Source organism: Pseudomonas sp. DF5 (assembly GCF_058148225.1).
The window spans coordinates 123,268-144,445 of the sequence record NZ_JBYVYM010000016.1; the positions used below are offsets into that span (position 1 = coordinate 123,268).

Consider the following 21,178-nt stretch of genomic DNA (forward strand, 5'->3'; position numbering starts at 1 on the left):
TTTGATATCACTGCTGGCAGTGTGGCACAAGATTGGCGTCAGATAATTGATCGGCGGCAGTTATTCGCCGCAAGGCGTCCCGTCTTTAATTGACGCTCCACCCCCAACCCTCTAACCTTCGCGGCTTGTTTCAGGTGCTCTGTGGCCTTGGTCGACAGAGTGAAACAGGGAAGCCGGTGAGTGGATTTCTTCCAGCGAAGAATGATTACGATCCCGGCGCTGCCCCCGCAACGGTAAATGAGTGAAGACTGCGCATTGAGCCACTGTGTCTATTTTTGGCATGGGAAGGCGCGCCGTCGGGCCAATCGCCGCTCATGAGCCCGGAGACCGGCCTGATCCATTCAGCGGCATCACGGTGGGCGATGCCAGGCTTCTTGCCGTCTATTCTTGTGCCTGCCCGCCGTTATCCAGCCTCAACGGAGAGCTCCCCCCATGACTGATACCCCTGATCGTGACGAACGCCATCTGGCGCGCATGCTGCGCAAAAAAGCCGTGATCGACGAACGCATCGCCAATTCACCGAATGAATGCGGCCTGCTGCTGGTGCTGAGCGGCAACGGCAAAGGCAAGAGCAGTTCGGCGTTCGGCATGCTCGCGCGCTCCATGGGGCACGGCATGCAGTGCGGTGTGGTGCAGTTCATCAAAGGGCGCAGCAGCACCGGCGAGGAGCTGTTCTTCCGGCGCTTTCCGGAGCAGGTGCGTTTTCATGTGATGGGCGAGGGCTTCACCTGGGAAACCCAGGACCGCCAGCGTGACATCGCCGCCGCCGAAGCTGCGTGGGCGGTGTCCCGCGAACTGTTGAGCGATCCGTCGATTGGCCTGGTGGTACTCGATGAATTGAACATCGCCCTCAAGCACGGTTACCTCGATCTTGATCAGGTGCTCAGCGACTTGCAGGCCCGTCCGCCTATGCAGCATGTGGTGGTCACTGGCCGTGGCGCCAAACCGGAGATGATCGAACTGGCTGACACCGTCACCGAAATGGGCATGATCAAACACGCCTTCCAGGCCGGGATCAAAGCGCAAAAAGGCGTCGAGTTGTGAGTCAACCACGTCAATGCCCGGCGGTACTGATTGCCGCGCCGGCCTCCGGTCAGGGCAAGACCACCGTCACCGCCGCGCTCGCCCGTTTGCATCGCAATCAGGGGCGCAAGGTGCGCGTGTTCAAGTGCGGACCGGACTTTCTTGACCCGATGATTCTCGAGCGCGCCAGTGGTGCACCGGTCTATCAACTGGACATGTGGATGGTCGGCGAGCAGGAAAGCCGTCGCCTGTTGTGGGAAGCCGCTGGCGAAGCTGACCTGATTCTCATTGAAGGTGTCATGGGGCTGTTCGACGGTACGCCGTCCAGCGCCGATCTGGCGCGGCACTTCGGTGTGCCAGTGCTCGGCGTGATCGACGGCACCGCGATGGCGCAGACCTTTGGCGCACTGGCCCTGGGCTTGGCTCGCTATCAGCCGGATTTGCCGTTTGCCGGTGTGTTGGCCAACCGGGTTGGCACCCTGCGTCATGCGCAATTGCTCGAAGGCAGTCTGACAGAAGGCTTGCGTTGGTACGGCGCGTTGTCCCGGGAAACCGGCATCGAATTGCCAAGTCGGCACCTCGGCCTGGTGCAGGCCAGCGAATTGAATGATCTCGATCTGCGCCTCGATGCCGCCGCCGCCTCGCTGGCCAGCAGTTGCGACGTGGCGTTACCGCCTGCCGTGGAGTTCGCCGCACCTGAAGTGATCGCCGCCGAACCATTGCTGGCCGGTGTGCGGATTGCCGTGGCCCGGGACGAAGCCTTTGCGTTTACCTACGGCGCGAGCCTGGATCTGCTGCGGGCGATGGGCGCCGAGTTGTCTTTCTTCTCGCCGATCCGCGACCGCGAGTTGCCGGAGGCAGACAGCCTTTATCTGCCGGGTGGTTACCCTGAATTGCACCATGTGGCGTTGTCACAAAACACGCCAATGCTGACCGCCATCCGCGCTCATCACGCAGCGGGCAAACCGTTGCTGGCCGAGTGTGGCGGCATGCTGTACTTGTTGGACTCGTTGACCGACGTCGAGGGCACTCGCGCTGAACTGGTTGGCTTGCTGACCGGTGATGCGGTGATGCAGAAGCGTTTGGCGGCGTTGGCCTTGCAGGCGGTGGAACTGCCTGAAGGTTTGCTGCGTGGACACACTTATCACCACTCGCTGACCAGCACCGAGCTTGAGCCGATTGCGCGTGGCTTGAGCCCCAATGGCGGGCGCGGGGCGGAGGCGGTTTATCGTGAGGGGCGGATGACGGCCTCTTATGTGCACTTTTATTTTCCCTCCAATCCATCGGCGATTGCTGCGCTTTTTGTGCCCGACCTTGAGGCCGCCTTCGCGGGCAAGCCCGCTCCCACAATGGACCGCGTTTCTTCAGGCATCACGTCTTCTAATGTGGGAGCGAGCCTGCTCGCGAAGAGGCCATGACGGACAACGCATTCAACCAAGCCGAACGCGAAGCTGTTTATCGCGCAATTGCAGAACGCCGCGACATGCGCCACTTCAGCGGCGGCACGGTCGAGCCCGAGTTACTGAGGCGCCTGCTCGAAGCCGCGCACCAGGCGCCGAGTGTCGGCCTGATGCAGCCCTGGCGGTTCATCCGCATCAGCGACCGGGCGCTGCGCGGCAAGATCCAGCAACTGGTGGAAGAAGAACGCATCCGCACCGCCGAAGCCCTCGGCGAGCGCTCTGACGAATTCATGAAGCTCAAGGTCGAAGGCATCAACGACTGCGCCGAGGTGTTGGTCGCTGCGCTGATGGACGATCGCGAACGGCATATCTTCGGCCGTCGTACGTTGCCGGAAATGGACATGGCCTCGCTGTCCTGCGCCATCCAGAACCTGTGGCTGGCGTCCCGCGCCGAAGGGTTGGGCATGGGCTGGGTGTCGTTGTTCGAGCCGCAAGCCCTGGCGGATTTACTGGGTTTACCGGCCGGGGCCAAACCCTTGGCTGTTCTTTGCCTGGGACCGGTCAAGGAATTCTATCCGGCGCCGATGCTGGTACTCGAAGGTTGGGCGCAGGCGCGTCCGCTCAACGAGTTGCTGTATGAAAATTATTGGGGAGTGAGTCAATGAGTGTGGCGTTGTTGAGTGTCGCCGCGGTCGCGCTGGATGCGCTGCTGGGTGAACCCAAACGCTGGCATCCGCTGGTGGCGTTCGGTCGTTTTGCCGATCGCATCGAACAACGTTTCAACTCCGCTGGCCGCGGCTGGCGCAGTCACGGGGTGACAGCCTGGGTGATGGCGGTCGTGCCGTTGACCTTGCTGGTCACCGCGCTGTCCTGGGCACCTTACGTTGGCTGGATCGTCGAGATTCTCGCGCTCTATTGTGCCCTCGGCATGCGCAGTCTCGGCGAACATGTCGAGCCAGTGGCCAAGGCTCTGCGCAGCGATGATCTGGTCGAGGCGCGCACACGTGTCGGTTATCTGGTCAGCCGCCAGACCAGCGAACTGGACAAAACCGAAGTCGCCCGCGCCGCCACCGAGTCGGTGTTGGAGAACGGCAGCGATGCGGTGTTCGCCGCACTGTTCTGGTTTGCCGTGGCGGGTGCGCCCGGTGTGGTGCTCTATCGTCTGAGCAACACCCTGGATGCGATGTGGGGTTATCGCAATGAGCGCTTCGAGCGTTTCGGCTGGGCTGCCGCAAAGATCGACGATGTCCTGAACTACATTCCCGCACGCTTGGTGGCGTTGACCTACGCACTCTTGGGCAAAACCCGACTGGCGCTGAAATGCTGGCGCACCCAGGGGCCGACCTGGGACAGCCCGAATGCCGGGCCGGTGATGGCGGCTGGTGCCGGTGCGTTGGGTGTCGAGTTGGGCGGGGCGGCGATTTATCACGGCGAACTGCATCAGCGTCCGCAGTTGGGCGAAGGCGTGCCGGCGGATGCCGATTCCATCGACCGTGGCTGGCAATTGGTCCAGCGCGGGGTATGGTTATGGCTGCTGATTCTCTGCGTGGGGGCTGAATTCTATGCTTGAGCACGGTGGCCGGTTACGCAAGGCGGCAATCGAATACGGCATCGCGGAGGCCGATTGGCTCGACCTGTCCAGTGGTCTTGCGCCCTGGCCATTCCCGGTCCCGGACATCCCGCTGCGGGCCTGGGCGCGTCTGCCGGAAACCGATGACGGCCTGGAGCAGGCCGCTTGCGACTATTACGGTGCGGCTCAGGTATTGCCCGTGGCCGGTTCGCAAATGGCGATTCAGTTGCTGCCGCGCTTGCGCCGGGCCGGCAAGGTCGGCGTGCTGTCGCCGTGTTACGCCGAGCACGCCGAAGCCTGGCGCCGCAACGGTTATGTCGTGCGTGAAGTCCTGGAGTCGGAAGTCGATTTCTATCTCGACAACCTCGACGTGCTGGTGGTGGTCAATCCGAACAATCCCACGGGCCTGAGCCTGACCCCGGCTCGCCTGCTGGATTGGCATGCGCGGCTGGCCCAGCGCGGTGGCTGGCTGGTGGTGGACGAGGCGTTCATGGACAACACGCCGCATTTGAGTCTGGCGCCGTTCACCAACCAGATCGGCTTGATCGTGCTGCGTTCCTTCGGCAAGTTTTTCGGCCTGGCCGGTGTGCGGCTAGGGTTTGTGCTGGCCGAGCGCAAGTTGCTCAAACTGTTGGCCGAGCAGGTCGGACCCTGGGCGGTCAGTGGGCCGACCCGCGTACTGGGCCAGGCTTGCCTGACGGATACGCACGGGCACACCCGACAGCGCATTCGCACTGACGAAGCTGGCGAGCGTCTGGCGTTGCTGCTTGAGCAGTATGGTTTCAAGCCTCAGGGCGGTTGCGCGTTGTTCCAGTGGCTGATCACCGAGCGCGCCGAAGCGCTGCATGAATTCATGGCCCGGCGCGGCATTCTGCTGCGATTGTTCACCCACAACAGCAGCCTGCGTTTTGGTTTACCTGCGGATGAAGCGGACTGGTCGCGCCTCGAACAAGCCCTGCAAACCTATGCCAAGGAAAACCCATGACAACGTTGATGGTGCAGGGCACCACCTCCGACGCCGGTAAAAGCACGCTGGTGACGGCGCTGTGTCGCTGGGTCACGCGCCAAGGCGTGAGCGTGGTGCCGTTCAAGCCGCAGAACATGGCCCTCAACAGTGCGGTGACCGCCGACGGTGGCGAGATCGGTCGCGCTCAGGCGGTACAGGCCCAGGCTTCAAACCTTGAGCCGCACACCGACATGAACCCGGTGCTGCTCAAGCCCAACAGCGACACCGGCGCCCAAGTGATCATCCATGGTCGCGCCGTCACCACCATGAATGCGGTCGCCTATCACGACTACAAAACCATCGCCATGCAGGCGGTGCTGGCCTCCCATGAACGGCTGAGCGCGGCGTATCCGCTGGTGATGGTTGAAGGGGCGGGCTCGCCGGCTGAGATCAACCTGCGCGCCGGCGACATCGCCAACATGGGGTTTGCCGAGGCGGTGGACTGCCCGGTTGTGCTGATTGCCGACATCAATCGCGGTGGGGTTTTCGCGCATTTGGTCGGTACGCTGGAGCTGCTGTCGCCGAGTGAACAGGCGCGGGTCAAAGGCTTCATCATCAACCGTTTTCGCGGCGACATCGCCTTGCTGCAACCAGGTCTGGACTGGCTGGAAGCGCGCACCGGCAAACCAGTGATCGGCGTGTTGCCTTATGTGATGGACCTGCACCTGGAGGCCGAGGACGGCCTCGATCAACGTCAGACCGATAAGGTCCAGCAAGTGCTTAAAGTGGTGGTGCCGGTACTGCCGCGCATCAGCAACCACACCGATTTCGATCCACTGCGTCTGCATCCGCAAGTGGACCTGCAATTCATCGGCCCCGGCCAGGCAATTCCGTCGGCCGACCTGATAATTCTCCCTGGCTCGAAAAGCGTGCGCAGCGACCTCGCGTACCTGCGGAGCAATGGCTGGGACTCGGCAATCGCACGGCACTTGCGCTACGGCGGCAAAGTGCTGGGAATCTGCGGTGGCCTGCAAATGCTCGGTGAGCAGGTGCATGACCCTCTGGGCCTCGAAGGCGCAGCGGGTTCCAGTACCGGTTTGGGTTTGCTGGCGTTCGAAACGCAGCTTGAAGAAGAGAAGCAGTTGCGCAACGTACGTGGGCGTCTGGCACTGGAAGATGCGCAGGTCAGCGGCTATGAAATTCATGCCGGCGTGACCACCGGGCCGGCGCTGGAAAATGCCGCCGTGCAGCTGGACGATGGTCGCTGCGATGGTGCGCAAAGTGCGGATGGGCAGATTTTCGGTACCTATCTGCATGGCTTGTTCGAATCACCACCCGCGTGCAGTGCGCTGTTGCGCTGGGCCGGTTTGCAGGATGTGCAGGAAGTGGATTACCACGGGTTGCGCGAGCGCGATATCGAGCGGTTGGCGGATCTGGTGGAGAAGCATCTGGATACCTCGCTGTTGCGTGAGCTCTGCGGTTTTTGAGGTGATTTTGAGGATGCCTTCGCGGGCAAGCCTCGCTCCTACAGGGGAAACGCATATTCCGTGTAGGAGCGAGGCTTGCCCGCGAAGAGACCCGTCACTACACCGCACATTTGAAGGAATGAACCATGCTGCAACTGATCCTCGGCGGCGCCCGCTCCGGCAAAAGTCGTCTGGCTGAAAAGCTGGCGACAGGCAGTCAGCTCCACGTCACCTACATCGCCACCAGCCAACCTCTGGATGGTGAAATGAACGAGCGGGTGGCCCATCACCGTGCCCGCCGTCCGGCCGAATGGGCGTTGATCGAAGAACCGCTGCAACTGGCCCGCGTGTTGCGCGAAAGCGCCAGTTCCGACCGTTGCCTGCTGGTGGATTGCCTGACGCTGTGGCTGACCAATCTGCTGATGCTCGATAACTCCGAGCGCCTGTCGGCCGAGCGCGAAGCCCTGCTGGACTGCCTGGCGTCGTTGCCGGGTGAAATCATTTTTGTCAGCAACGAGACCGGAATGGGTGTCGTGCCGCTGGGCGAATTGACTCGCCGCTATGTCGATGAAGCCGGTTGGCTGCATCAAGCCCTGGCCGAGCGCTGCCAACGTGTCGTCCTGACCGTCGCCGGCCTGCCCCTGACTTTGAAAGGAACTGCGTTATGACTCACTCCTGGTGGCTGAACCCATGCAAGCCAATCGATGCGCAAGTGGTCGAACAGGCGCTGGCGCGTCAACAGCAACTGACCAAGCCTGCCGGTTCCCTCGGCCAGCTCGAAGCGGTGGCGGTGCAACTGGCCGGGTTGCAGGGGCAGGTCAAGCCGACCCTCGATCAGCTGTGGATCGCGATTTTTGCCGGTGACCATGGCGTGGTCGCCGAAGGCGTGTCGGCGTTTCCGCAGGAAGTCACCGGGCAGATGCTGCACAACTTCGTCAGCGGCGGCGCGGCGATCAGCGTGTTGGCGCGGCAGTTGGGGGCGTCCCTTGAAGTGGTCGACCTCGGCACCGTTACGCCGTCGTTGAATCTGCCGGGTGTGCGTCACCTGAACATCGGCCCGGGCACGGCGAATTTCGTCCAGGGCCCGGCGATGACTCAGGCCCAGGGCGAACTCGCCTTGCAGGCTGGTCGCGACAGTGTGCAGCGCGCCATTGCAGCAGGCGCGCAATTGTTCATCGGTGGCGAAATGGGCATCGGCAACACCACGGCGGCCAGCGCGTTGGCTTGTGCTTTGCTCGATTGCCCGGTGGTGCACCTGACCGGGCCGGGCACCGGATTGAACGCGGCGGGTGTCAGCCACAAAGCCCAGGTTATCGAGCGCGCCTTGGCGTTGCATGGCGCTCAGCATGGCGATGCGCTGCAAACCTTGTTCAACCTCGGCGGTTTCGAAATCGCTGCGCTGGTTGGCGCGTACCTGGCTTGTGCTCAGGAAGGTGTCGCGGTGTTGGTCGACGGGTTTATTTGCAGCGTCGCCGCGCTGGTGGCGGTGCGTCTGAATCCGGCCTGTCGTGAGTGGTTGCTGTTCGGTCATCGTGGTGCCGAGCCGGGTCATCGCCATGTGCTGGAAACCCTGAATGCCGAGCCGTTGCTGGACCTCGGCCTGCGGTTGGGCGAGGGCAGTGGTGCGGCGTTGGCCGTGCCATTGCTGCGCCTGGCCTGCGACCTGCACGGGCAGATGGCAACATTCGCCGAAGCCGCAGTGGCGGATCGCCCGGCATGACCTTGCGCCTGGACCTGTTGCGTCATGGCGAAACCGAACTCGGTGGCGGCCTGCGTGGCAGCCTCGACGATGTGCTGACCGGCAAGGGCTGGGAGCAGATGCGCGCTGCGGTGGTCGAGCAGGGCCCTTGGGATCGCTTGGTCAGCTCGCCGTTGCAGCGTTGCGCACGCTTTGCTGAAGAGCTTGGGACGCAACTGGGGTTGCCGGTGCAGCTGGAAAAGGATCTGCAAGAGCTGCACTTCGGCGCTTGGGAAGGGCAGAGCGCCGCGGCGCTGATGGAAACCAGTGCCGAGGCATTGGGCTTGTTCTGGGCCGATCCCTATTCGTTTACGCCGCCTGATGGTGAGCCGGTTGCCGACTTTTCGACTCGGGTGTTGGCGGCCATTGAGCGGTTGCACGCGGCCTATGCGGGTGAGCGGGTCCTGCTGATCAGCCATGGCGGCGTCATGCGATTGTTGCTGGCGCAAGCGCGCGGATTGCCGCGTGAGCAGTTGCTCAACGTTGAGGTCGGCCATGGCGCGTTGTTCTCGTTGACGGTTGAATCCGGCGCCTTGTTAAGGGAAGTGATCTGATCATGTTGCCGTTCTGGATCGCCCTGCAATTTCTCAGCAGCCTGCCGATTCGCCTGCCGGGCATGCCGACGCCCGAGGAGTTGGGCCGGTCGCTGCTGTTTTATCCGCTGGTCGGCGTGCTGTTCGGCGCCATTCTGTGGGCGCTGAATGGGCTGTTGCAGGGCGCGCCGTTGTTGCTTCATGCCGCACTGTTATTGACTGTGTGGGTGTTGCTCAGCGGAGCGTTGCACCTGGATGGCCTGGCCGATAGCGCCGATGCGTGGCTCGGTGGTTATGGCGACCGTGAGCGCACTCTCACGATCATGAAAGACCCGCGTAGCGGGCCGATCGCGGTGGTAACGCTGGTGCTGGTATTGCTGCTCAAGTTCGCTGCGTTGCTGGCGTTGATCGAGCGGCAGCACAGCGTGGTGCTGATCATCGCCCCACTGATTGCTCGTAGCGCGCTGTTGGGATTATTCCTGACCACACCTTACGTGCGTCCTGGTGGATTGGGGCAGGCGCTGGCCGATCATCTGCCGCGTTTGGCCGGGAAACAGGTATTGGTGATCAGTGCGGTGGCGTGTGTGTTGATCGCGGGCCTCAGCGGTGTGTGGGCGCTTGCGCTGGCAGCTGTGGTGTTTGTCTGGTTGCGGCAAGTCATGATGCGGCGATTGGGCGGGACGACTGGCGATACGGCAGGGGCGTTGCTGGAGTTGCTGGAAGTGGCGTTGCTGGTGGGATTGGCGCTGCTCTGAATTTTCGTAGAGGCGAGGCTTGTCAGCCCGCTAAGCGGATTCAGGTGCAGCACGCTCTTTGTAGCAGCTGCCGAGCTCGCGAGGCTGCGTTCGGCTGCGAAGCAGTCGCGAGTTCGGCTGAGGCGGTCTGCCTGATGCACCGCAAGTTCTGATTTTACGACTGCTGCGCAGCCGAACGCAGGCTTCGCCAGCTGCTACAGGTAAAATGTGTCGAAATATTTGCTTTCATTTAACCGCGGGTATATACACGCACCATGCTTCCTTCTCAATGTTTGTGCACTAACCTGCGTCGCGCCGCTCGTGGCGTCAGCAGGCATTACGACGGCGCTCTCGATGGCTTCGGGATCAACGTTGCCCAGTATTCTCTGCTGTGCAATCTGCAACGTCTGGATCAGCCGAGCATCTCGACGCTGGCCGAGGCCATGGGCCTGGATCGCAGCACCCTGGGGCGCAATCTGCGGGTGCTGGAGGGTGAAGGTCTGGTGACGCTGGTCGAGGGCGAAGACATGCGCAATCGCATCGTCCTGCTCACCGAGACAGGGCGCGAACGTCTGGCGGCGGCCTTGCCGGCCTGGGAAGCGGCGCAGCAGCGGTTGATCGACCGTCTGGGTGCCGAGAAGCGTGAAACCTTGCTGAAACTGCTGGACGAACTGGCTTGAGGCCAGTTTTTTCGATCTTAAGCGGGTATATACCCGCTACCGGAGAATAATAATGACATCGATGTGGCGTACGTGCGGTTGGGTGCTGTTGGGCAGTGCGCTGATTCTGGCGTTGTCCCTGGGGGTGCGACACGGCTTCGGGCTGTTTCTGGCGCCGATGAGTGCCGAATTCGGCTGGGGCCGCGAAGTATTTGCCTTCGCCATTGCCCTGCAGAACCTGATCTGGGGCCTGGCGCAGCCATTCACCGGTGCATTGGCCGACCGCTTTGGTGCCGCGAAGGTGGTGTTGATCGGTGGTGTTCTGTACGCCCTGGGCCTGATGTTCATGGGGCTGTCCGATTCGGCGGTGACCTTGTCCTTGAGTGCCGGGTTGTTGATCGGTATCGGTCTGTCCGGCACCTCGTTCTCGGTGATCCTCGGCGTGGTCGGCCGTGCCGTACCACCGGAAAAACGCAGCATGGGCATGGGGATCGCCAGCGCTGCCGGTTCCTTCGGTCAATTCGCCATGTTGCCCGGTACGCTAGGGCTGATCGGCTGGTTGGGCTGGTCGGCGGCATTGCTGGTGCTGGGCCTGCTGGTGGCATTGATCGTGCCGCTGGTGAGCATGCTTAAAGACAAACCGTTGCCGGTGCTCGGGCATGAGCAAACCCTCTCTGAAGCGCTACACGAAGCCTGCTCCCATTCAGGGTTCTGGTTGTTGGCGTTCGGCTTTTTTGTCTGCGGTTTTCAAGTGGTGTTCATCGGTGTGCACCTGCCGGCGTACCTGGTGGATCAACACCTGCCAGCCTCCGTCGGCACCACGGTGCTGGCGCTGATCGGGCTGTTCAATATCTTCGGTACTTATACTGCAGGCTGGCTTGGCGGGCGGATGTCCAAGCCGCGCTTGCTCACCGGCCTGTATCTGTTGCGGGCGGTGGTGATTGCGCTGTTCCTCTGGGCGCCCGTCACTCAGGTCACGGCCTATTTGTTCGGCATGGCCATGGGTTTCCTCTGGTTGTCGACGGTACCCTTGACCAACGGCACGGTGGCAACCTTGTTCGGTGTACGAAATCTGTCCATGCTGGGTGGGATTGTTTTCCTGTTCCACCAACTGGGCTCGTTCCTCGGCGGCTGGTTGGGTGGAGTGGTGTATGACCGAACCGGGAGCTACGACTTGATCTGGCAGGTGGCGATTCTCTTGAGTCTGATGGCCGCAGCCCTGAACTGGCCAGTACGGGAGCAGCCGGTGGCGCGCCTGCGAACCCAGGTGAGTGCTGCATGAACAGTCTCTGGCCGCGGATGGCTGCCATCGCCGTCGGCGCATTGCTGCTGGCCCTGGCTTGGTGGGGCTGGCGTCAGGGTGGTCTGGCATTGATGCAGCTGGGCATGGGGGCTTGCTAGCAAGCTGCTTGCTAGCGAGCGGCGAAGGCGAGTAGTTTCGCGTTCTGACGATTGCTCAAGGATGCACCGACATGCCGATGCGCTGGCTTGCAGTTCCTGCGTTGCTGATGGTTTTTTCCGGACTGGCTCAGGCAGCAGAATGCCCGGAGCTGTTGCAAGGCTCATTGCCGAAGCTGCGCGCCAAGGAATCCATCGATTTGTGCCAGCGCTTCGCCGGCAAACCGTTGGTGGTGGTCAATACCGCAAGCTTCTGTGGCTTCGCCCCGCAGTTCAAAGGTCTTGAGGCGCTGTATCAGCGCTACAAGGATCAAGGGCTTGAGGTGGTCGGTGTTCCATCCAATGACTTCAGGCAAGAGTCCAAGGATGGTGCAGAGACTGCCAAGGTCTGTTATGTGAATTACGGCGTGACCTTCACCATGACCGAACCGCAGAAAGTCCGCGGCGATGACGCCACGCATTTGTTCAAGGTCCTTGCCGAGCAAAGCAGTTCGCCGAAGTGGAATTTCTACAAATACGTGGTCGATCGCCAAGGCAACGTGATCGCCAATTTCTCCAGCTTGACCAAGCCCGACAATCCCGAGTTCATCGAGGCGGTGGAGAAAGCCCTGGCCTCGAAACCCTGATCGACGCGCACTAAAAAGCCCCGCCTCTGTACAAGAGTGCGGGGCTTTTTCAATTCAGGCGGCGAGGGGTTCAGGTTCGTCGTGAATGATCAGAAACGGTAGGTCGCGCCTACACCGAAACCGTTCGCCCAGTTTTCATACTTGGCGTTGTAGCTCTGGCGGCCGTTGCTGTTGTTGACCTTGACCGACTCTTCGCGCAGGTACGAGTACGCTACGTCGATGGTCAGGTCGTCGGTCGGGCTCCAGCCGGCGCCCAGGCTGAAAATCTTGCGATCACCAGTTGGAATGCGCGGGGAGCGGTTTTCGTTGTTGGTTGGTGCTTGGTCGACGGACAGACCGGTACGCAGAACCCATTGTTTGTTCAACTGGTACGAAGCACCGATGGCGTGAGCCCAGGTGTCATGCCAGTTCTGTTCTTCGGTGATGGTACCAAAACGGCCGTTCAGGGCAGCAGGAACGCCACTGTTCTCAACGGAGATTTCTTTCAGGCGGCTCCAGCGAGTCCAAGTGCTGCCCGCGTAGAGGGTCCACTTGTCATCCAGTTGATGAGTGAGCGAGATATCAACCGATTCAGGAGTCGTTATGTCCAGGGATGCATCGTACTTCTGGTTAGGGTTCTGACCCAGAGCCCCGAGGAGACTGTAGTTGACCTTGGTGTCACCTTCGAGCTTGTACTTCACTTTCGAGTGGTAGGTCAGGCCAACGCGAGTGCTGTCGGTCGCTTGTACCAAGATGCCGATGTTATACCCCAGCGCGGTGTCGTCACCTTTGATCTTGACGTTACCGTCCGCTGCGCGCGGGTTTAGCGACAGGTTCGATTCCAGGGTGCCGTCAATGCGGTTGATGGTCGGACCGAAACCGATCGACACCTTGTCGTTGAAGGCGTAGCTGATGGTTGGCTGGAGAGTCACGATTTTGACTTCGCTTTTACTGCCGAAGTAACGGCCGGCGAAGCCGTTCTCGTAGTCGGTCACCAGACCGAATGGAGCGTAGACGCCGAAACCGACTGCCCACTGGTCATCGAGTGGCTTTACGTAGTAGCCCATGGGCACGCCCATGAAAGGGACCATGTCACCTTTGTTGGTACCACCATTCGGGCGGGAGCTGGCATCACTGATGTCAGCGTGCGCGTCGATAAATGCAACACCGCCGGTCACTTGTTCGCGCTTGAGGCGAGACATGCCGGCTGGGTTACCAAAAACAGTGGATGCGTCGTCGGCAGAAGAAGATCGCCCGGCAAAACCTGTCCCCATCCCGCTGATGCTTTGTTCGTTGAGGGCAAAGCCACTGGCGAAGATCTGGGTGGATGCCAAGGCAACGGCGAGGCTAAGGGTGGTTTTGAGCATTACTTTTTTCATTATTAGAACTCCTGGTGATCACCGGGGCGAAAATTACCAACATTTTCGTCCGGACGCCATAGCCTGTATCGCTTGATTTAGAGCGGTTTTGTAGGACAATCCGACCAGAATCGCGACAAGTTATGCGAACTTTGCAAACAGGCGGGTCAGCAGGCGACCTGATTCATTGGTGAAACACAGGTTTGCCAGGCGTAGGTGAAATCTCGCAGACGACCTTGGGGCTGGAAGATCTGGCGCCAGATTCGGGCCATTCCCAACAAGTCATCGGAGGCGGGGAGGGGGGTGTTCTGTTCTTCTACCAGCAGCCAGGCGATGGCGGTGGCGTAACGCAGGTTAACGGTCAATTCCAGGTGCGGTCCGCTGAGAAAAGCGTGCTGGCTGGCCAGGCCGCGGACCAGGCTCGCCCGTTCCGGGTCCAGGGCCAGGTAGTGATCCCAGAGAGCCTGGTGGCGGGGTTCGGCGATCCGGTACAGGCCGTGTCCACGGCGGTCATGCAGGGCTGAACCAAGGGCTGACTGACTGGCGGCGATGCCCAGCAGCAGGGATTCGGCAGTTGCGCTATGGCGTCCGAGGTAAATCAATGTCGGACGGATCACATAACGGCACAGTTCGCTGGCAGCGATACCCATAATGCCCTCGAAACATCAAGTGGTCGGCGATACCTGAAGGGGGCCTTGGCAGCTGTGGATCGAATCAGGCTCGCCGGAAGCGGATCAAGCCGCTTGAGTTGAAGTGTAGTGTCATTATTTTGCTGTAAAGGACTGTTTTTAAAATATTTCCGGCTTCGAGTTATAACCGTTATATCGGTTAGTGCTTAGGCAGTAGGGGCAAAAATCGAAATATCGGGCAATAAAAAGCCCCGCTTTTCAGCAGGGCCTTTGAGGTTTTCAGCTTTTCTGGTGCCTCAGGCAACCAGTGCCTGGCGAGTACGTTCGATCACAGCCTGCAGCGGTTCGGCGCTGGAGTATTGATCGGGGTACAGGCGTTCGCTGTGACGAGCGATGCCGTGTTCGTTGACCAGGGTAAAGCTGAAGCAGCCTTTGCGAGCGGCCATGATCAGGCAGTTCATTGGTGCAAAAGCGTTGGTTAGGGTGCGAATGGCATCCTGGGCGTGGATTTGAGTAGACATAATCGGGTGTTCCTACAAGCGACACGGATAAGAACCGTGCAAAATTAAAACGTTCCAGTGACGACGACCACCATTGGTCGAACGAAGAACCCGACTGGAACAAAGCAGCCAGTTTGAAGCGCTGATAAGTTGGCGCGCTTGGGCTGGCAGGTAGGTACTTAGGAGGGCAGGCAACACATCAGGGGCAAAGGTTCTGGGCCCGGGGTGAAGATCCTGATCAATTTGCAGGTTGGTTCGGTCAGAGTAAGTGAACTTCGCAACACCCTTTGCTTTCGATTCAAAGGCTGTGTTGGCGCAAGATTTACCTGGAAACCATCGAGGTGGTCGATCCCGCTTTGTCGGTGAAGGCTTCTCTCAGGGAAGGCTGACCGGGGGGAGTTGTTCGACCAGAATTGACTTTCAGCTTGGTACTAACGCCGCGGATACTAACGGATTGAATGAGCGAAGGGAAGCCCGGTCACAAAAAAACGCTGGAGTGCCGGTCAATCACATCCGCAAGAGCGGCCGGAAAATGTCATCAGTCGACACGTGCCCTGCAATAGCCCAAAAACCGGCCGTTGATCCGAGAGGGCGATCGAGCCAGGATCAATCTGTGGCACGGGTTGCCGGGTTTATCCCCAGGCGTTACCAAAAAACGTGCCGAAAAAGCGCACCGACATAACCATCTCGCAGGTACTTGTGCACATAAGTTGCAGGGATGGTCATCCCACTGTCATCCTTGCTTCATCGAGGGTGGGTGCCTGTAACGAAAATTTAAGTCAATGAAAAACATCGCTTTTTTTTACTGGTGAAAAAATCGTCAGTTTGACTGCGAGCCCCATTCCATACGGCTTTGCGCGAGTTCAAGGGCGGTTGTCCACTGAGTTATCCACAGCTTCTGTGGATTGTCCCGAGCGCTTGCTCTAGGACGGGCGTGCAGGCTTTTTTCGACTTTACCTGTGCGAAAAAAAGAGTAGAGTGGCGCGCCTTCCGATTCGCCCCACAGTGCTTTATGAAGTTTCGCTCAGTACCAGTCTCCGCTGCTTCAACATCCTCCAGCATTAACCCACCCAAGCGCTTTTCAATGCGTGTGGCCGAGTGGCTACTGGACAGCCCGCGCCTGGGCGAAAACCCCAACGTCAAACACTTCGCCGGACGTTTGCTCAAGCAGCCTGCCCGTGAAGGGGTGGTGGCCGCGCAAAGCCGTCTCGGTCAATTGATGTGCCGCGAATGCGGGAACGCCCGGGATCGCCGTATTGGCCAGGAGTTGTTGCGCCAGGCCGCACGTGCAGGGGACCGACGCGCCCGGCAGGAGCTCGGCCTGATCGAAGACTGAGCTGTCCAAGACCTGACGCCTTGGTTAACCTTCACGCTTTATCTAATCGGCAGGAGTGGCTATGGCGATGGATTTGACCAGCGCATTGCTGGGGCTGGCGGGCGCTGCGCTGCCATTACTGGTACTGGCCTGGCAACTTCAGCGTCGGGCGAGTGCCGGGCAGGCCGAACTGGCGTTGCTGGAAGAGCGCCTGGCCATGGCCCAACTGACGCAGGACGGCTTGAGTGCCCAACTCGACACCTGTCGTGATGAAGTTGCTGACCTGAGCCAGGCCAACGCCGCTAAACAGGCCGATCTGGCCGCCCTGCGCCGCGAAGTCGAACTGCTGCAGATCGAACGCGATGATGCTCGCGACGCAGCCCACGCCTGGAACATTGAGCGCGCCGGCAAAGAAGCTGAGCTGCGTCGCCTCGATGCCCAGGCTGCCTCCCTCAACGCCGAGTTGCGTGAGCAGCAGGAAAGCCATCAGCAGCGCCTCAACGACCTGCAAGGCTCGCGAGACGAGTTGCGCGCGCAATTCGCCGAGCTGGCGGGCAAGATCTTCGACGAGCGCGAACAGCGTTTTGCCGAAACCAGTCAGCAGCGTCTGGGGCAATTGCTCGATCCGTTGAAGGAGCGCATCCAGTCATTCGAAAAACGCGTCGAAGAAAGTTATCAGGCCGAAGCCCGCGAGCGCTTTTCCCTGGCCAAGGAACTGGAGCGGCTGCAACAACTGAACCTACGCCTGAGCGATGAAGCCACCAACCTCACTCGCGCCTTGAAAGGGCAGAAAACCCAAGGCAATTGGGGTGAGCTGATTCTCGAGCGGGTGCTTGAGCATGCGGGCCTGGAAAAGGGGCGTGAGTACCAGACCCAGGTCAATCTCAAGGGGCCGGATGGCGAGCGATTCCAGCCGGATGTGATTATTTACCTGCCCGGCGACAAGCAGGTCGTGGTCGACTCCAAGGTCAGCCTCACGGCTTATCAGCAATATGTGGCCGCCGAAGACGACGGCATCGGCCAGATCGCCATCAAGCAGCACGTGCTGTCCCTGCGCAATCATGTCAAAGGCCTGGCCGGCAAGGACTATAAGCGGCTCGATGGTTTACACAGTCTGGATTTCGTCCTGCTCTTCGTCCCGATCGAAGCAGCGTTTTCCGCAGCGTTGCAAGCTGAGCCGACGTTGTTTCAGGAGGCCTTCGACCGCAACATCGTGATCGTCAGTCCGACCACGTTGCTGGCCACTTTGCGGGTCATCGACAGCCTGTGGAAGCAAGAGCGCCAGAGCCAGAACGCCCGGGAAATCGCCGAGCGCGCGGGGTGGCTGTACGACAAGTTCGTGTTGTTCATTCAGGATCTGGATGAGGTCGGCAATCGCTTGCAGCAACTGGACAAGGCCTACAGCTCTGCCCGCAACAAGCTGACAGAGGGCCGTGGCAACCTGGTCAGTCGCAGCGAACAACTCAAGTTGCTTGGCGCGCGGGCCAGCAAGAGCTTGCCAGCGGATCTGCTGGAGCGGGCGATGACGGATGTCGATGGCTTGGCCGAGTTGCCCGAGTAGCCGAAAAGCTTCGCGAGCAAGCCCGCTCCCACAGTGGATTTGCGTTGTTGCACAAATGGTGAACCATGCGGGCTTGCTCGCGAAAACGTCATTTGCCCCACTCCAGGAATCCGACCTGCCGTACTACAACGGCAAATGCCGACTCAACAACGCCCGCAATGCCGCCGGCTTAACCGGTTTGGCCAGGTAATCGAGACCCGCTGCATGCACCCGGGCCACCGTCTCCGGCCGTCCATCGGCGCTGATCACCACTCCCGGCACCGGCTCGCCCAGTTGCGTGCGCAACCACGCCATCAAGTCGGTACCGGTCTCGCCATCGTCCAGGTGGTAATCCACCAGCGCCAACTGCGGACGCATCCCGTCGCTGAGCAGCGTTGCGCATTCATCACGGTTGCGCGCGGTCCAGACCTGGCAGCCCCAGCGCGTGAGCAGGCTGTTCATGCCGATCAGGATGCTGTCTTCGTTATCGATACATAGCACCTGTGCACCGCTGAGCAAGTGACCATTGAGCTCGGCAACCTTGGCCGGCGTCGAGGCTTGTGCCCGAGCCAACGGCACGCTGACACTGAACACGCTGCCGCGACCCGGCCAGGAGCGCACGCGCAACGTGTGATCCAGCACGCGACACAACCCATCGGCAATCGCCAGTCCCAGGCCCAGACCTTTCTCGGCCCGGGTCTGGTGGCTGTCGAGACGTTTGAACTCTTCGAAAATCACCTGTTGTTTGTCTTCCGGAATGCCCGGCCCACGGTCCCAGACCTCCAGGCACAGCTCGCCGTTGCGCCGCCGAGCACCTAGCAGCACGGGGCCTTTGGCGTAGCGGAAGGCATTGGTCAGGAAGTTCTGCAGGATCCGGCGCAGCAGTTTGATGTCGCTGTCGACCCGTAGCGTGCTGCCCCGGACGCGGAATTTCAGCCCCTGTTCCTGAGCTAATGCCTTGAACTCGGCACCTAGCGTGTCAAACAACTCATTGAGCACGAAGGGCTTGCGATCAGGGTTGATCTTGCCGCTTTCCAGGCGGGAAATATCCAGTAGATCACTGATCAGGTCTTCGGCCGAACGCAGTGAGCTGTCCAGGTGATGAACCAGCTTCTGCGCTTCGCCGGACAAACCTTCTTCCTGATGGGAGAGGGCGGCAGAGAACAGCCGCGCGGCGTTCAGCGGTTGCATCAAGTCATGGCTGACGGCGGCCAGAAAACGGGTTTTCGACTGGTTGGCCGATTCGGCGGTGCCCTTGGCTTCGGTCAGGGCAAGGTTGAGTTGCGACAGTTCGTGGGTCCGTTCGGCGACCCGCCGCTCAAGGCCTTCATTGGCTTCGGTCAGCGCTTGTTCGGCCTCGCGGAACGCAGTGATGTCGGTGAAACTCATGACGAAACCGCCGCCGGGCATCGGGTTGCCGATCAGCTCGATCACTCGGCCGTTGGGGAACAGTCGCTCGGAGGTATGGGCGCGGCCCTGACGCATCCAGTGCAAGCGGCGGGCGACATGCACTTCCGCTTCGCCGGGGCCACACAGGCCGCGTTCGGCGTTGTAGCGAATAATGTCGGCAATCGGCCGGCCGACGCTGATCAAACCGTCGGGGTAGTTGAACAGCTCCAGGTAACGCCGGTTCCAGGCCACCAGTTTCAACGACTGGTCGACCACGCTGATGCCCTGGGTGATGTTCTCGATGGCGCCTTGCAGCAGGGCGCGGTTGAACTGCAGCACTTCCGAGGTTTCGTCGGCGATCCGTACGACATCCTCCAGTTGCATTTCCCGACCTTCGATGGCGGCTTTTACCACCGCCCGAGTCGAAGAGGCGCCGAGTACACCGGCCAGCAAGCGTTCGGTATGGGCGATCCATTCACCGTCGGCGTTCTGGTTCGGGTTGAAGCCTTTGCCCTGACGGTAGGCGAAACGGATGAAGCTCTGACGGGCCCGTTCTTCGCCGACAAAACGGGCGGCCAGTTGCAGCAAGTCGTCGATTTGTACGGCCAGCATCGAGCGGGCGCTGGGGCGGGGGCTGATTTCCTGGCCGATGAAACGACCGGCCTGCCAGTGCTCCGAAACCCGCGTGCGTGACAGCATCGAGACCCAGGCGAACAAGGTGAAGTTACCCGCCAGGGATAACACCACACCTTGAGTCAGCGGCGTGATCGGCAGGTTCAGCGGGTTGCTTTGCAGCCAGGCCAGGCCCGGAAAACTGCTCAAGGGCAAGCCGAGACTGTTGGCGGCAATCGGCAACACCAGCGTGTAGAACCAGAGGAACGTGCCGGTGGCCAGCCCGGCGAACACGCCACGACGGTTAGCCTGTTTCCAATACAGCGCACCGAGCATGGCCGGAGCCAGTTGGGTCACGGCGGCGAAGGCGATCTGGCCGATGGTCGCCAGGCTCGCGGTCGAGCCCAGCAGGCGATAGCTGACGTAGGCCAGCAGCAGAATGACCACGATGCTCACCCGGCGCACTGAAAGCATCCACTGGCGGAACACTTCAAATGGCCGCTCGGCGTTGTTGCGCCGTAGCAACCATGGCAGCAGCATGTCGTTGGAGAGCATGGTCGACAGCGCCACGCTGGCGACGATCACCATGCCGGTGGCCGCCGAAGCGCCGCCGATAAACGCCAGCATCGCCAGGGCAGGGTGAGACTGGGCCAGAGGCAGGCTGATAACGAATGAGTCCGGCAGCACCGAACTGGGCAGCAACATCTGACCGGCCAGTGCAATCGGCACCACAAACAGCGCCGCCAGCGCCAGATACGTCGGGAACACCCACTTGGCCAGGCGCAAATCCTGGGGGTCGATGTTCTCCACCACGGTCACGTGAAACTGCCGGGGCAGGCAGATGATCGCCATCATCGCCACACCGGTCTGCACCACCATGGACGGCCAGTTAATGGTTTCCTTCCAGTACGCTTCCAGGCGCGGGGCGAGCATGGCCTGGTCGAACAGATCGTCGAAACCGTCGTACAGGCCGTAGGTCACGAACGCGCCGACTGCGAGAAAAGCAAACAGCTTGACCAGCGATTCAAAGGCAATCGCCAGCACCATGCCGCGGTGGTGCTCCGTGGCGTCGAGGTTGCGGGTACCGAAGACGATGGTGAACAGCGCCAGTACCAAAGATACGATCAGCGCAGTGTCCTGGGCACGTGTGCCCATGGCGTCGGCACCGGCGCCGATCAACAGGTTCACGCCCAGCACGATGCCCTTGAGCTGCAAGGCGATGTAGGGCAGTACGCCGACTAGGCAGATCAGCGCGACGACTACCGCCAGGGACTGGGATTTACCGTAGCGGGCGGCGATGAAGTCGGCGATGGAGGTGATGTTCTCCTGTTTGCTGATCATCACCATTTTTTGCAGGACCCACGGCGCACACACCAGCAGCAGGATCGGCCCGAGGTAGATCGGCAGGAATGACCAGAGTTGTTCGGCCGCCTGGCCCACGGCGCCAAAGAACGTCCAGCTGGTGCAATAAACCGCCAGTGACAGGCTGTACACCCAGGCACGCACCCGTGGCGGCAACGGCGTGCTGCGACGGTCGCCGTAAAAGGCGATGGCGAACAGGATGGCCATATAGGCCAGGGCGACAGTGGCGATCAGCCCGGTGGACAGCGACATGGGAACTCCAGACAAAAGACATCCGGGACTGCGCCCGATCCAGACAGTCTCGCATGACCGCCTGAGTTAGTCAGTGTCGACCAAGGTCGTGGCGTGGCGGGGTGTCGCAGGTTGTGTATCCGTCAGATCCTGGTCGTCACTACGAGCCT

Annotated in this window: 20 protein-coding genes and 1 riboswitch; of the genes, 16 read left to right on the forward strand and 4 right to left on the reverse strand. The window is 60.8% G+C overall.

Annotation, left to right across the window (positions count from 1 at the left end; translation table 11 throughout):
• Positions 1 to 115 precede the first annotated feature (115 nt).
• Positions 116 to 350: riboswitch (cobalamin riboswitch) on the forward strand.
• A gap of 82 nt (positions 351 to 432) precedes the next feature.
• The 14 genes from cobO (at position 433) to AC30D7_RS16705 (ending at position 12,093) form a co-directional block, all read left to right on the forward strand.
• A complete protein-coding gene (gene cobO / locus AC30D7_RS16640) occupies positions 433 to 1,044 on the forward strand; it encodes a cob(I)yrinic acid a,c-diamide adenosyltransferase (protein WP_007936078.1) in 612 nt (203 codons plus the stop codon).
• A complete protein-coding gene (locus AC30D7_RS16645; RefSeq protein ID WP_490134786.1) occupies positions 1,041 to 2,441 on the forward strand; it encodes a cobyrinic acid a,c-diamide synthase CobB in 1,401 nt (466 codons plus the stop codon). Before cobO ends, AC30D7_RS16645 begins: the two co-directional genes overlap by 4 nt.
• Positions 2,438 to 3,088 carry a 5,6-dimethylbenzimidazole synthase gene (gene bluB, locus AC30D7_RS16650; protein ID WP_490134787.1) on the forward strand — a complete coding sequence of 217 codons (651 nt, stop codon included), beginning with the start codon at positions 2,438 to 2,440 and terminating at the stop codon, positions 3,086 to 3,088. Before AC30D7_RS16645 ends, bluB begins: the two co-directional genes overlap by 4 nt.
• Entirely contained in the window at positions 3,085 to 3,993 is a 909-nt protein-coding gene (gene cbiB, locus AC30D7_RS16655; RefSeq protein WP_018925130.1) for an adenosylcobinamide-phosphate synthase CbiB, read from the forward strand. The genes bluB and cbiB overlap by 4 nt, the downstream gene beginning before the upstream one ends.
• Entirely contained in the window at positions 3,986 to 4,978 is a 993-nt protein-coding gene (gene cobD, locus AC30D7_RS16660) for a threonine-phosphate decarboxylase CobD (protein ID WP_490134788.1), read from the forward strand. The genes cbiB and cobD overlap by 8 nt, the downstream gene beginning before the upstream one ends.
• On the forward strand, positions 4,975 to 6,426 hold the full coding sequence (locus AC30D7_RS16665; protein WP_490134789.1) for a cobyric acid synthase: 1,452 nt from the start codon (positions 4,975 to 4,977) through the stop codon (positions 6,424 to 6,426). Before cobD ends, AC30D7_RS16665 begins: the two co-directional genes overlap by 4 nt.
• A 125-nt stretch (positions 6,427 to 6,551) precedes the next feature.
• Positions 6,552 to 7,073, forward strand: a complete 522-nt coding sequence (cobU, locus tag AC30D7_RS16670) for a bifunctional adenosylcobinamide kinase/adenosylcobinamide-phosphate guanylyltransferase (protein WP_490134790.1) — start codon at positions 6,552 to 6,554, stop codon at positions 7,071 to 7,073.
• On the forward strand, positions 7,070 to 8,125 hold the full coding sequence (gene cobT / locus AC30D7_RS16675; RefSeq protein WP_490134791.1) for a nicotinate-nucleotide--dimethylbenzimidazole phosphoribosyltransferase: 1,056 nt from the start codon (positions 7,070 to 7,072) through the stop codon (positions 8,123 to 8,125). The genes cobU and cobT overlap by 4 nt, the downstream gene beginning before the upstream one ends.
• Positions 8,122 to 8,697 (forward strand): alpha-ribazole phosphatase family protein, encoded by a 576-nt coding sequence (cobC, locus tag AC30D7_RS16680; protein ID WP_490134792.1) that lies wholly within the window; start codon positions 8,122 to 8,124, stop codon positions 8,695 to 8,697. The genes cobT and cobC overlap by 4 nt, the downstream gene beginning before the upstream one ends.
• A 2-nt stretch (positions 8,698 to 8,699) precedes the next feature.
• Positions 8,700 to 9,431, forward strand: a complete 732-nt coding sequence (locus tag AC30D7_RS16685) for an adenosylcobinamide-GDP ribazoletransferase (protein ID WP_490134793.1) — start codon at positions 8,700 to 8,702, stop codon at positions 9,429 to 9,431.
• Between the two features lie 254 nt (positions 9,432 to 9,685).
• On the forward strand, positions 9,686 to 10,090 hold the full coding sequence (locus AC30D7_RS16690; RefSeq protein WP_007898923.1) for a MarR family winged helix-turn-helix transcriptional regulator: 405 nt from the start codon (positions 9,686 to 9,688) through the stop codon (positions 10,088 to 10,090).
• A 52-nt stretch (positions 10,091 to 10,142) separates the two neighbouring features.
• Entirely contained in the window at positions 10,143 to 11,351 is a 1,209-nt protein-coding gene (locus tag AC30D7_RS16695; protein ID WP_490134794.1) for an MFS transporter, read from the forward strand.
• Positions 11,348 to 11,470, forward strand: coding sequence for a hypothetical protein (locus AC30D7_RS16700; protein WP_490134795.1), 123 nt, complete (start codon positions 11,348 to 11,350; stop codon positions 11,468 to 11,470). Before AC30D7_RS16695 ends, AC30D7_RS16700 begins: the two co-directional genes overlap by 4 nt.
• 71 nt (positions 11,471 to 11,541) lie before the next feature.
• Positions 11,542 to 12,093: a glutathione peroxidase gene (locus AC30D7_RS16705; protein ID WP_305411662.1), complete on the forward strand. Its 552-nt coding sequence runs from the start codon at positions 11,542 to 11,544 to the stop codon at positions 12,091 to 12,093.
• A gap of 89 nt (positions 12,094 to 12,182) precedes the next feature.
• Here AC30D7_RS16705 and AC30D7_RS16710 read toward each other — a convergent pair whose 3' ends face one another.
• The 3 genes from AC30D7_RS16710 to AC30D7_RS16720 all read right to left on the reverse strand — a co-directional run bounded on the left by AC30D7_RS16710 (position 12,183) and on the right by AC30D7_RS16720 (position 14,580).
• The gene (locus AC30D7_RS16710) at positions 12,183 to 13,451 is read right to left on the reverse strand and encodes an OmpP1/FadL family transporter (RefSeq protein WP_019648172.1); all 1,269 of its coding nucleotides are present in this window, start codon (positions 13,449 to 13,451) and stop codon (positions 12,183 to 12,185) included.
• A 146-nt stretch (positions 13,452 to 13,597) separates the two neighbouring features.
• Positions 13,598 to 14,080 (reverse strand): hypothetical protein, encoded by a 483-nt coding sequence (locus tag AC30D7_RS16715; protein WP_490134796.1) that lies wholly within the window; start codon positions 14,078 to 14,080, stop codon positions 13,598 to 13,600.
• Between the two features lie 275 nt (positions 14,081 to 14,355).
• Entirely contained in the window at positions 14,356 to 14,580 is a 225-nt protein-coding gene (locus tag AC30D7_RS16720; protein WP_003204606.1) for a hypothetical protein, read from the reverse strand.
• Between the two features lie 991 nt (positions 14,581 to 15,571).
• On the opposite strand from AC30D7_RS16720, the gene AC30D7_RS16725 reads away from it, so the two are divergent.
• Positions 15,572 to 15,895 (forward strand): sel1 repeat family protein, encoded by a 324-nt coding sequence (locus AC30D7_RS16725; RefSeq protein WP_490134797.1) that lies wholly within the window; start codon positions 15,572 to 15,574, stop codon positions 15,893 to 15,895.
• A 175-nt stretch (positions 15,896 to 16,070) separates the two neighbouring features.
• Complete coding sequence (locus tag AC30D7_RS16730; protein WP_490134801.1) at positions 16,071 to 17,435, forward strand: DNA recombination protein RmuC; 1,365 nt, start codon at positions 16,071 to 16,073, stop codon at positions 17,433 to 17,435.
• Positions 17,436 to 17,558: 123 nt separating this feature from the next.
• Here the strand turns inward: AC30D7_RS16730 and AC30D7_RS16735 are convergent, their stop codons facing one another.
• Positions 17,559 to 21,029, reverse strand: a complete 3,471-nt coding sequence (locus tag AC30D7_RS16735) for a hybrid sensor histidine kinase/response regulator (RefSeq protein WP_490134798.1) — start codon at positions 21,027 to 21,029, stop codon at positions 17,559 to 17,561.
• Positions 21,030 to 21,178 lie beyond the last annotated feature (149 nt).

Excerpts from the sequence above, each read along its gene's own strand:
- bluB (WP_490134787.1), top strand. The coding sequence starts at position 2,438 with ATGACGGACAACGCATTCAACCAAGCCGAACGCGAAGCTGTTTATCGC.
- AC30D7_RS16665 (WP_490134789.1), top strand. The coding sequence starts at position 4,975 with ATGACAACGTTGATGGTGCAGGGCACCACCTCCGACGCCGGTAAAAGC.
- cobO (WP_007936078.1), top strand. The coding sequence starts at position 433 with ATGACTGATACCCCTGATCGTGACGAACGCCATCTGGCGCGCATGCTG.
- AC30D7_RS16715 (WP_490134796.1), bottom strand. The coding sequence starts at position 14,080 with ATGGGTATCGCTGCCAGCGAACTGTGCCGTTATGTGATCCGTCCGACA.
- cobC (WP_490134792.1), top strand. The coding sequence starts at position 8,122 with ATGACCTTGCGCCTGGACCTGTTGCGTCATGGCGAAACCGAACTCGGT.
- AC30D7_RS16695 (WP_490134794.1), top strand. The coding sequence starts at position 10,143 with ATGACATCGATGTGGCGTACGTGCGGTTGGGTGCTGTTGGGCAGTGCG.
- cobT (WP_490134791.1), top strand. The coding sequence starts at position 7,070 with ATGACTCACTCCTGGTGGCTGAACCCATGCAAGCCAATCGATGCGCAA.
- AC30D7_RS16725 (WP_490134797.1), top strand. The coding sequence starts at position 15,572 with ATGAAGTTTCGCTCAGTACCAGTCTCCGCTGCTTCAACATCCTCCAGC.
- AC30D7_RS16735 (WP_490134798.1), bottom strand. The coding sequence starts at position 21,029 with ATGTCGCTGTCCACCGGGCTGATCGCCACTGTCGCCCTGGCCTATATG.
- AC30D7_RS16705 (WP_305411662.1), top strand. The coding sequence starts at position 11,542 with ATGCCGATGCGCTGGCTTGCAGTTCCTGCGTTGCTGATGGTTTTTTCC.
- AC30D7_RS16700 (WP_490134795.1), top strand. The coding sequence starts at position 11,348 with ATGAACAGTCTCTGGCCGCGGATGGCTGCCATCGCCGTCGGCGCATTG.
- AC30D7_RS16720 (WP_003204606.1), bottom strand. The coding sequence starts at position 14,580 with ATGTCTACTCAAATCCACGCCCAGGATGCCATTCGCACCCTAACCAAC.
- cbiB (WP_018925130.1), top strand. The coding sequence starts at position 3,085 with ATGAGTGTGGCGTTGTTGAGTGTCGCCGCGGTCGCGCTGGATGCGCTG.
- AC30D7_RS16690 (WP_007898923.1), top strand. The coding sequence starts at position 9,686 with ATGCTTCCTTCTCAATGTTTGTGCACTAACCTGCGTCGCGCCGCTCGT.
- AC30D7_RS16685 (WP_490134793.1), top strand. The coding sequence starts at position 8,700 with ATGTTGCCGTTCTGGATCGCCCTGCAATTTCTCAGCAGCCTGCCGATT.
- cobD (WP_490134788.1), top strand. The coding sequence starts at position 3,986 with ATGCTTGAGCACGGTGGCCGGTTACGCAAGGCGGCAATCGAATACGGC.
- AC30D7_RS16710 (WP_019648172.1), bottom strand. The coding sequence starts at position 13,451 with ATGAAAAAAGTAATGCTCAAAACCACCCTTAGCCTCGCCGTTGCCTTG.
- cobU (WP_490134790.1), top strand. The coding sequence starts at position 6,552 with ATGCTGCAACTGATCCTCGGCGGCGCCCGCTCCGGCAAAAGTCGTCTG.